Annotated in this window: 11 protein-coding genes; 5 read left to right on the top strand and 6 right to left on the bottom strand. The window is 43.0% G+C overall.

Features of this window, described 5'->3' with window-relative positions:
• Window positions 1–280 precede the first annotated feature (280 nt).
• The 5 genes from ACM44_RS12405 (at window position 281) to ACM44_RS12390 (ending at window position 2,560) form a co-directional block, all read left to right on the top strand.
• Window positions 281–1,000 (top strand): hypothetical protein, encoded by a 720-nt coding sequence (locus ACM44_RS12405; RefSeq protein ID WP_316932556.1) that lies wholly within the window; start codon window positions 281–283, stop codon window positions 998–1,000.
• Between the two features lies 1 nt (window position 1,001).
• Window positions 1,002–1,406 (top strand): DUF5675 family protein, encoded by a 405-nt coding sequence (locus tag ACM44_RS12400; RefSeq protein WP_048500372.1) that lies wholly within the window; start codon window positions 1,002–1,004, stop codon window positions 1,404–1,406.
• Window positions 1,403–1,621 (top strand): hypothetical protein, encoded by a 219-nt coding sequence (locus tag ACM44_RS12395; RefSeq protein ID WP_048500371.1) that lies wholly within the window; start codon window positions 1,403–1,405, stop codon window positions 1,619–1,621. Before ACM44_RS12400 ends, ACM44_RS12395 begins: the two co-directional genes overlap by 4 nt.
• Window positions 1,618–1,806 carry a hypothetical protein gene (locus ACM44_RS15215; protein WP_152669358.1) on the top strand — a complete coding sequence of 63 codons (189 nt, stop codon included), beginning with the start codon at window positions 1,618–1,620 and terminating at the stop codon, window positions 1,804–1,806. Before ACM44_RS12395 ends, ACM44_RS15215 begins: the two co-directional genes overlap by 4 nt.
• Window positions 1,807–1,942: 136 nt before the next feature.
• Window positions 1,943–2,560: a hypothetical protein gene (locus ACM44_RS12390; protein WP_152669357.1), complete on the top strand. Its 618-nt coding sequence runs from the start codon at window positions 1,943–1,945 to the stop codon at window positions 2,558–2,560.
• A 176-nt stretch (window positions 2,561–2,736) separates the two neighbouring features.
• Here ACM44_RS12390 and ACM44_RS12385 read toward each other — a convergent pair whose 3' ends face one another.
• The 6 genes from ACM44_RS12385 to ACM44_RS12360 form a co-directional block, all read right to left on the bottom strand.
• Complete coding sequence (locus tag ACM44_RS12385) at window positions 2,737–3,927, bottom strand: glycosyltransferase family 4 protein (protein ID WP_048500369.1); 1,191 nt, start codon at window positions 3,925–3,927, stop codon at window positions 2,737–2,739.
• Window positions 3,927–4,907, bottom strand: a complete 981-nt coding sequence (locus ACM44_RS12380) for a glycosyltransferase family 2 protein (protein ID WP_048500368.1) — start codon at window positions 4,905–4,907, stop codon at window positions 3,927–3,929. Before ACM44_RS12380 ends, ACM44_RS12385 begins: the two co-directional genes overlap by 1 nt.
• Window position 4,908: 1 nt before the next feature.
• Window positions 4,909–5,937, bottom strand: a complete 1,029-nt coding sequence (locus ACM44_RS12375) for a glycosyltransferase family 2 protein (RefSeq protein ID WP_048500367.1) — start codon at window positions 5,935–5,937, stop codon at window positions 4,909–4,911.
• Between the two features lie 2 nt (window positions 5,938–5,939).
• Window positions 5,940–6,971 (bottom strand): EpsG family protein, encoded by a 1,032-nt coding sequence (locus tag ACM44_RS12370; RefSeq protein ID WP_241477184.1) that lies wholly within the window; start codon window positions 6,969–6,971, stop codon window positions 5,940–5,942.
• Window positions 6,972–7,052: 81 nt separating this feature from the next.
• Complete coding sequence (locus ACM44_RS12365) at window positions 7,053–8,171, bottom strand: glycosyltransferase family 4 protein (protein WP_160304042.1); 1,119 nt, start codon at window positions 8,169–8,171, stop codon at window positions 7,053–7,055.
• A 127-nt stretch (window positions 8,172–8,298) separates the two neighbouring features.
• Window positions 8,299–9,387: a glycosyltransferase family 4 protein gene (locus tag ACM44_RS12360; protein ID WP_048500364.1), complete on the bottom strand. Its 1,089-nt coding sequence runs from the start codon at window positions 9,385–9,387 to the stop codon at window positions 8,299–8,301.
• Between the last annotated feature and the right edge of the window lie 72 nt (window positions 9,388–9,459).

Here is a 9,459-nt window from a genome sequence, read left to right as displayed (position 1 = left end):
TCATCCCCCACCATAAAGCATGAGAATGCATTAAAATAGAGATCGGCAAATCCGGTCATTTTCGGCAAATTCGGCAGAAAACGCCCTTTTCGGCAATAACTGCCTTTATCGGCAAAAACGGTCGAAACCGGCATGAACACTTGCTTTGTCTGATTTTATTGCCAAATTTTGCCCCGTGATCACAACAGGTTTTAACGGGTGTACCTCAACATCTGAATCTTAATTTTTAAAACTTAAAACAATGGCAAGACAAAAAGGCCCTATTAAATTCCAGGGGAGTATGGGGGACATCACCTTCTATCGTACCAAAGATGGCTACATGGCCAGAGAAAAAGGAGGAATTACGGCAGAACGCCTGCAGAACGATCCGCGATTCCAGAGAACCCGCGAAAACATGGCGGAGTTCGGAAGGGCAGGAAAAGCAGGAAAACTCCTGCGGGCATCAATCCAGAACCTTCTGAAAAACTCCGCAGACCGACGGATGGTCAGCAGACTCACCAAAGAAATGGTAAAAGTAATTCAGATGGATGCGGTGAACCCACGGGGTCAGAGAAACGTCATCGACGGCGAAGTGGAATTGCTGCTCGGATTCGACTTCAACATCCATGGCAAACTGGAACACTCGATTTCGGAACAATTTACCGCAACCATTGACCGGGTAACCGGGGACGCGGTCGTAGAAATGCAACCGTTTATTCCCACAGAAAGCCTGACACCGCCGGAAGGAAGCACACATTACAAAATCGTGGCCGCAGCCATGGACATCAACTTCGAAAGCGGAACGTTTGTTTCGGAAAAGAACGCGACGCCCGTGCAGCCTATCGATACGGTAATGACCGCACCCCTCCAGCTCAACAACAACCTGCCGGAAAACTCCGTCAACCCGCTGTTCCTGGTGTTTGGGATCAACTTCTATCAGGAAGTAAATGGTACTTTCTACGAGCTGAAGAACGGCATCTACAATGCCCTGAAGATTGTCAACATCTCCGGAACTCCGTAGCATGGAACTTCAGCTGACCAGAACCTACCATCCGAATGGAACCAATGGGATACTGCTCTTCAACGGAACGGAACTCTGCAAAACAGTCGAGCTCCCCTGGAAGAATAACCAGCCGAGGGTGTCATGCATACCCGAAGGGCAGTACAGGTTACGAAGGCGCCACAGCCCCAGATTCAAAGCGCACTTTGAAGTCATGGAGGTGAAAGACAGGAAATACATCCTTTTCCATGCCGCCAATGATGCCGGAAAAGAGCTCAGAGGATGTATAGCGCCGGTGCTGCAGCATACCGGTGAAGGAAAAGGCAGCTCGTCAAGGGCAGCTTTGGAAAAGATGATAGACCGCCTTTATCCCCTCCTGGATAATGGCAACGTAATAACGCTAACCATTAAAAACGCTGAGTCATGAAAAACATCATTCAGAGGGTGCAGGAACCCACCCCGCGCTTCTTCCGCAAAATCAGAAATGCGGGCCTGTTCCTCACCGCCGTAAGCGGAGCGGTACTCACGGCACCCGTGGCACTGCCGGCAGTGCTCATCACCGCAGCAGGCTACCTGGCCATAGCGGGCGCAATTGCAAGCGCCATCAGCCAGACCGCCGTACACAGCGAAGGACAGCCATGATGTACTTCGACAGCTCACAGCGCATCGGTGCTTTCAGTGGCATGGCACTCATCGCCCTGATGCAGATTCAAAGCGGGGAGGTCCTCAAAACCATCATTTTGGCAGGTCTCGGAGGAGTCTCGAGTTACCTCTTCACCCTCGCCGTGAAATTTCTCCTGATCCGTTTCAGAAAGAAATTTAAATAACACAAACGGAATCAGCCTCCCTCAGGGGAGGCTTTTATTAAGAAAACACCTCTCCCTCAACCTCAACCTTAACCTCTCCCTCAACCTCAACCTCAACCTCAACCTCAACCTCAACCTCAACCTCAACCTCAATAAAATGGCAAAAATCATAAACTTCAACAATTTTACCGGAACTATAAACGGAATCATTTACTACACCAGCAACGGTCATCAGTTCCTCCGTGCTGACCCTAAAAAAAGAACCCTCACAAAATCAAAAGCACTCCCAAAAAAGACCTTGGCAGGCATAGAGGCCTTGCGTATAAACCATGCACTCCATTCCATGAACCACCTTGTAAAAGCCCTCAAAGATGAATTCCAGACTTTACAAACAGGTATGCAACCTCAACAAAAAAATATGCCGGCGGCCAAAGAATTTCAGGACGCATCCTCAGGAAAACAATCCGGCAGCGCACTGACAAACAATTCCAAAAGCCCAGCCTTCGCTAATGCTGTAAGCGATAATACAGAAATAAAATTCACGGTCAGGGGAACAAAAACTGATCTGTGCATCATCATCTTACAGATCAATTTCGAAACTGGAGAATTCAGGCGTAAAAAAATCTCCCTCGACGAAGCAAACTGCATCAGAAAAAACACCTATACCATCGAAACAGCATTTCAACCCAGAAAAGGATACACCGATTTACTCTTCCTCTACGGTCAGTATTTCCTGAAGGCAGTCCCTATCCAAATAAAGGACAGGAATTCCTGAGTGCGCAGTTATCATCCTGGCCTACGTAGGGATCTTATACAAGAAGCGGCTGTCATCCCGAGGATCCGAGGGATCTATACCAGTAAAAAGATTCTTCACTCCGCTGCCCTTAAAAATCACTGATTCAACATAATCAATGACGGAGGCGAAAGTCATAGCTGAGCAAAGCGGCAAAGCTACCTCTTTATCAAATCAGAAGCCCTCATCCGGTCATATTCCTCCAGTAGTGCGTGCCAAACCACTTCCTGCCGGTAACGGCTCTCAATCAGCGGTCTGGAGTTTACTTTCATAGAATGGTAGAGGTCGGTATCGCGCATCATATTTTCCATGGCCTGCTGCAGAGCAGCGGTGTCTTTCACGGGAATAACCATTCCGTTTTTGCCTTCTTCAATAATCTCATTACAGCCGTTGATGTTCGTCACAATAGAAGGCAAATCCATCGCACCTGCCTGCAGCACCACATTCGGAAATCCTTCCCGATAGCTCGGAAATACCAGCGCATCGCTGACCCCAAAATAAGGCCTCACGTCCTGACGAAAACCTACGGATATAATTTGAGGATGACTTTCAATCATGGCAAGAGTTTCGGGATGCAGCGGATCAAGGTCTTGCTCCAATGGCCCCACGAGAAGGAGTTTCAAATCGCTGATATCTGCCGAAGAATGGTCGCTGAGCGGAGCCGAAGCGAGGTTTTTAAAAGCGGTAACCAATTCATTAATTCCCTTGTCCCGAACCAGACGGCCGACGAAGACAAACACAAAATCATCATCTCTGATTCCAAGCTGATGGCGCAGGGTTTCAACGCTTTCCGCGGCTACAGCATGCCGGCTGAAATATTCCGTATCCACTCCGTTGACATTTCCGTTTGCCAGAATTTTCAGAGGCTTTTTGGTAATGCGGTATCGTTCTAGATCTTCCTTTACCCCTTTGCCTTCAGGATAAATATGGGTCGCATAACGGCATAAAAGACGATCCATCCAAATAAGCAATGTCTGAAAATGACCGTCCTTATGGGGAAAAATCAGTCCTGTAAAGGTGTGCATCCTCACCGGTACCCCTGCCCATTTGCCAGCAATCATGGACAGCAGCCCCGCTTTTGGGGTAATGGAATGAATGATGTCTGGTTTTTCTCTCTTAAAGTACCGGTATAACCGGATCAGCGACATGACATCTTTCAGTGGTGAAATCCGGCGCTCCATAGCGATTGGATGTACTTTTACTCCTTCCCTTTCCTCCACCTCATCCAGTTCGGCCCCTGCCCCCGATATTGCGGTCACGTCATAAAACTGCCGCAGATAGCGCAGCTGCCCCTTCAGCAGAATATTAAGGGAGATAGGAACAGTGGAGATGCGGAAGAGTTTTTTCATTATTTAAAAATGGATAGCAAATTAGAACCCAGCAACTTTGTAAAAACTCTGTTATTTGCAAATCTCAGAAACATGTTTCTTGTTAAAACAGGTGACTTGTAATGACAGGGATATAAATTTTGCTTTGAAAGTTGATGTACGTAACCAATTTTATCTTTTTTTGTACAATCACATTTTAAAATGTAGAGCAAAATACCTGCAACAAATGTAGCCACTCTGTTCTGTATTTTCAAATTCGCAGCCTGTAAAGTATGGAAATTACTAAACCTATCAATATATGCAGTGACTTTGATGCTGTCTTCAATAAATTTTCTCTGAGCAGACAAAGCCCTTGTACCTCGAGTTATGGAGTCTGGGTTTTGAAGGTAAGCCACCGGTATATTGGAAGCGGCTTTTACTTTTGATGCTTTAGAAATGGCTTCAATATTAAAGGGCGCATCTTCAATCCATGTTTTCTCAAAAAACGTAATGTTATTCTGTAATAAAAAATCTCTTTTATACAATTTATTACATGCGGAGTTGGCAAAATCAATTTGCATTAAGTACTGTTCTGCACTGAGCACCTGAGTAGGTAGATACTGAAAAATCTCATCTATAACATTTCCATTCAGGTCAACTCTTTTTGCGCCGAATTCTAAAATATCCAGATCACTATGCACAGCTTCTTTAACTAAGACTGTCAATTGATCGTTTATCAGATAATCATCAGCATCCAGGAAAAACAGATAATTTCCCGAAGCATTTTTTATACCTGTATTTCTTGCACCGCCCAAGCCTTTGTTTTCCTGTGAGATAATTTTAATTTCGCGGTGCTCCTGTTGGTATTTTTCAGCAATTGCTAAACTGCCGTCGGGCGATCCATCATTCACGAGCAGTATTTCTATAGTAACTCCATTCCAGAAGGTGTTAAGAACTGAATCTAAACATTTAGCGAGAAACTTCTCAACATTGTAAACCGGTATAATTACTGAAAGATCCATCTTACCTATTCTTGCGCTTCCAAAGGAAACTCATTAATTTCATCATTAAATATACTCCGGTTGCATTGCGTTTCTTAGCCAACCTAAACAATAAATGCCAATGTGGCGGTAAATATTTATATTCCAGATTTTGATATGCCAGAATATATTCCGGCTGATTAAGAATAACAGCTATTCTCTTCGTTATTTTCTTGGCATCCTCTTTACTTTCTATCTCGTTCAAGCCCAACCCTATCAAACTTAATGCGATCCTGCTGTGGTAGGCTTTTTCAAAATCCGGCCCTTTACCCAAAACTATTTCAGCTATTTTCTTGTGGAGAACCTTCCACTGATCAAACAGCTGGGGTTTATAAGTTGAAGTAAATGAAAAAGAATTATCTTTTCTATAATTGTAAAACGGTGAATCAATAACTTTCACTTTGCCTATGCAAAAATTAAGGTAATGCAGATTAAATAAAGCATCTTCAGCGGAACCAATTTCCGCTGTACTTATGAATTTAATATCATTCTTTCTAATGATATCCGTTAAATAAATTTTGCCCCAAACTGTTACCATTGAATTTGCCTGTGTGGGATCCTGCAGTTCTCGACCTATTAGCCCTACAATCCGTCGCTGTACTTCTCCCGGCCCGAAAACTCCCGACCAATTAAAAATGCGGGGCTCTCTCCATTCTCTGAAAACACGGTCGTAGGAAAAGCAGATCAGGTCATACCCTTTTGCAAATGCTTTTTCAACTGCATCTTTTTCGAGCCAGTCGTCACCGTCCACAAACATCAGATATTCACCGGTAGCCTTGTCAATACCAATATTTCGGGTTTCTGACAGGCCTTTATTTTGCTGGGTAATAATATGGATTCTTGAATCTTTGCGCTGATATTTAGCGAGTAAACCTGCGGTACCGTCCGAAGAACCGTCGTTAATACAGATAATCTCTAAATTTTTATAGCTTTGCTGTATGATACTGTCAAGACACTTTTCCACAAAAAGTTCAACATTGTAACAGGGAATGACGATACTCACTTTATCCATTCTTAACCTCTTAAAAACATAAAGTAAGTAAATAAATAATAAATCGCAATGACCACACCCACTACCCTGTATTGGTTAGGAAACATTTTATACCTCAAAAGAGGATAAGCAATCACCGGTGCCATGAGAAACCAAGACAGATAGGCAAAACGGTTGGAAAAGTTGGCGCGGATGACCAAAATCCAGAAGGCATTGGCAATCATATAGGTCCCCCACAAATGAATATAAAATTTATCGGTAATGTTCTTTTTGAAGATAAAATACCAGCCGGCAAAAACCGCAAAGGAGGAATAAAACAAGAAATCCCAGCGGAAACCGGTATACGCAAAGGTGTCCTTGTTTACGTTTCCCTTGGTCAGATAGTCAGCAGCACGGGTATCATCGCCAAAACCTAACCCCCCAAAAAGGCTTTCCCAGAAGCCACCACCGATCAAAGAAAGAGGGATCGCAGCCAGCCAGATATATAGATAGATTTTGGGATTTTTATATATTCCGGCTATGACAAATCCGGCAATAGGGATGATCAGCGAGTTGTGCATTCCAAATGCCACGGCCATTAAGGCATACATTGGTATTTTACGCTCATAAAAACACAGTCCAAAAATAAAAATTGCTGTGCCAAGGCCATTACGGATGCCGTTGGTAGCGAAAGGCCAGTACATAAAAGACCCTAAAAAAATAAAAAAGACATAATACCAATAGGAGCCACTGTACTTTTTAGAGAAAATATAACAGGGTATGGCATAGATCAAGTTACACAAAAAGAAAAAAGATCGGTCGCTCATCAGTTTGGTACAGAAAACCATGAAATAATTAAAGAGATAATCGTTTTTAATGATGGGTTTTTCACCGGCTACAACCCTATTGTATATCAAGCTGTAATTCATCATATCCACAAAAATCTCGGACACAGGGCGTGTACCTACGTAAAATATACCAAAAAAAAGCAGGAGGTAGCCGCTCCCGGAAGCAAACCGTTTTGTTCCGTCCGTAAAAAAATCATTCTGATAGGCATGAAACAGCGTGATGAGCATCAGCATCATCAGGATATTATAGTAAACCGCAGTATAACTGCTTATAGGAATCCAGTCGAACAAAAGAGAATGAGGTTAAGGTTAAGTTTGTGGTTGAAAAGACAGCAGGTTCCGGAAAAGGTCTTTCCACTGGGTCATCACTTTTGAAATTTCAAAGCGGCGGGCATTTATTTTTGCCTGTGCACCCATTTCTTTTCTTCTGCTTTCATCCGTCATCAATTGTTTTAGTTGCTCAGCAAAAATAGCAGAATTTTTATATGGAACGATAAACCCATCGGATTTGTCTATAACAATTCTATTAGGACCTGTTGGACAGTCATAAGAAACAATGGGTAAACCTACAGCCAACGCTTCTAGCAAGACCATTGGGAAAGTTTCATGGTTAGAAGTCATAGCATAAATGCTGTAATCAAGAAAAGTTTCTTTCAAGTCTTCAGTTACCCCTTTGAAAAAAATATTCCGCTCTAAACCAAGTTCATTAATTTGCGATTGAATTTCCGCCCTTCGACCTAGATAATCGTCACCGTAAATATGAACCTCCCAATCAGGAAAATCACTCTTAAGCAAGTCAAAAACTTGTACCAAGTCTTCAAAATTTTTCTGAAAAGAAATCCTTCCTGCCGCAATAATTTTTTTTGCTGAAAGACTACAGGTTCTATCATCCGTCTCGGTTGGATTCGGGATTATAATTAAATTATCCGATTTATAATAATTTGTTTCATCCTCATTAAGCAGCACAATTTTATCGTAATGCTTTTCTGCATAATCTGAAAGATACTTCAAAATACGTTCTTTGGCTGAATTGTAATTGATAAAATGTCTGGTGCTGTGAAATTCTTTAATTTTTGGAATCTGCTTCTGGAAAAACGGTATGAAATAAAAATCGGGTCCGAAGCTGCAGCTGATGACCACCTCGGGTTGAATTTCCTTAAGTACTTTTTTCAGGGTATATCGATGCTTTGGAATCTTTTTTAAATTCGTGGGGTGAAAATAGCTGATGCCTTCTACATAATTGATTCCTAGATCAATCTGCTTAATTTTTTTACTGAAAGGATATACCGGCTTATGACCTTGTTGGTTATAGGTCACAATGGTCACTTCGTCTCCATCCACATCCGAAAAGTAACTGGCTTTCTGTGACAGCACCTTTTCAATGCCGCCGTGGAGATAAGTCTGATCGGTAAGGTAGAGGATTTTCACTGACTCAAGGTTGATAATTGACAAAAATAATGGAAATTTTCTTTGCCCGCTCCTAAAAGGTGGGAAATTTCTTTTCACCATTCAGAAGTTTTCTTTACACAATAAAAGAAAATCCAAAGCACTCCCTTTAGGGTCGGGGTAAAAGGCTTGGATTTTCTTTTTTAACCAAGTTTCGAAACAAAGCATCCCACTCTTTCATCACCACTTCCGGCAAGTATTTCTTCACCTGTTCCCGTCCTGCCCTTCCCATTTTCTTCCGAAGTTCACCATCGTTCATCAACCGCTGAAGGCGGTCTGCAAATTCTTCAATATTGCCGTTTTCCACGAGAAAACCGTCTTGGCCGGTGGTAATAATATCGGCCGGCCCGTGCGGACAGTCGAAGCTTACTACGGGAAGACCACATGCCATCGCTTCGATAAGAACCATTCCGAAACCTTCGGATCTGGAGGGAAGCACAAAGATATCCGCTTCCTGATATTTTTCCTGAATATTGTCAACCGGGGCATAAAAACTGATATTCTTCAGTTTCATCGAGGCAGCGAGATTTTCATATTCATGGTTACCACTGCTTTTTCCGTAAATCTCAAGAGACCAGTCCGGATAAAGATCCGCTGTTTTTTTCCAGACTTCCAGAAGCCGGTCATAGCCTTTATTGTAGGAATGGCTTCCGACTGCGATTATTCTTTTATTTTCCAACGATGATGATCCCCCTGGATAAAATGACACCGGATTCGGAATCACTTGCAGATTTCCAGCAGGCCATTCCTGTAAATTGCCTTTTGTCAAAACCACCAGTTTCTGAAAATCCCGAGCCAGCCATTTCATGATCTGATGGGAGACCGCCGAATCATTAAGCATTACAGAAGCGTGTCTTTCGTAGATAACGGTAAATTTCTTGCCGATGATTCTCGGGATAAAAAACCCTTTGAGACCGTCATCACAGACCGAAATCACATCAGGTTGCACCTCCCTGACCAGCTGTTTGACCGCTTTGCAGTAATTCAGAACATAACTCAAACCACTTCCTCCTGCTCCGAATGTCTCAAAATGCACTGAAGCACTGAAGGGATAGAACGGATGATGATATTCTTCATTAAGCGTCGCAATAATTACATCATAACCGTATTGGTCAGCCAAATAGGAAGCCTTCACCGACAGAACCCTTTCGAGTCCGCCTGCGCCGTTGATGCCGTTGGTAATATAGAGGATTTTCATAGATCGTAATTAGATGGCACCGGACTGTTTAAATATAGGATTATTTTCATCCGACACCTGTATCATCAGCTT

Source organism: Chryseobacterium koreense CCUG 49689, assembly GCF_001045435.1.
GTDB lineage: Bacteria > Bacteroidota > Bacteroidia > Flavobacteriales > Weeksellaceae > Kaistella > Kaistella koreensis.
Note: the sequence above shows the minus strand (reverse complement) of the source record. Positions and strands in the feature narration are given on the sequence as shown.

What these genes read in the sequence shown, in the direction of transcription:
- ACM44_RS12405 (WP_316932556.1), top strand. Translation starts at nt 281, where the DNA reads ATGGGGGACATCACCTTCTATCGTACCAAAGATGGCTACATGGCCAGA.
- ACM44_RS12400 (WP_048500372.1), top strand. Translation starts at nt 1,002, where the DNA reads ATGGAACTTCAGCTGACCAGAACCTACCATCCGAATGGAACCAATGGG.
- ACM44_RS12395 (WP_048500371.1), top strand. Translation starts at nt 1,403, where the DNA reads ATGAAAAACATCATTCAGAGGGTGCAGGAACCCACCCCGCGCTTCTTC.
- ACM44_RS15215 (WP_152669358.1), top strand. Translation starts at nt 1,618, where the DNA reads ATGATGTACTTCGACAGCTCACAGCGCATCGGTGCTTTCAGTGGCATG.
- ACM44_RS12390 (WP_152669357.1), top strand. Translation starts at nt 1,943, where the DNA reads ATGGCAAAAATCATAAACTTCAACAATTTTACCGGAACTATAAACGGA.
- ACM44_RS12385 (WP_048500369.1), bottom strand. Translation starts at nt 3,927, where the DNA reads ATGAAAAAACTCTTCCGCATCTCCACTGTTCCTATCTCCCTTAATATT.
- ACM44_RS12380 (WP_048500368.1), bottom strand. Translation starts at nt 4,907, where the DNA reads ATGGATCTTTCAGTAATTATACCGGTTTACAATGTTGAGAAGTTTCTC.
- ACM44_RS12375 (WP_048500367.1), bottom strand. Translation starts at nt 5,937, where the DNA reads ATGGATAAAGTGAGTATCGTCATTCCCTGTTACAATGTTGAACTTTTT.
- ACM44_RS12370 (WP_241477184.1), bottom strand. Translation starts at nt 6,971, where the DNA reads ATGCTCATCACGCTGTTTCATGCCTATCAGAATGATTTTTTTACGGAC.
- ACM44_RS12360 (WP_048500364.1), bottom strand. Translation starts at nt 9,387, where the DNA reads ATGAAAATCCTCTATATTACCAACGGCATCAACGGCGCAGGCGGACTC.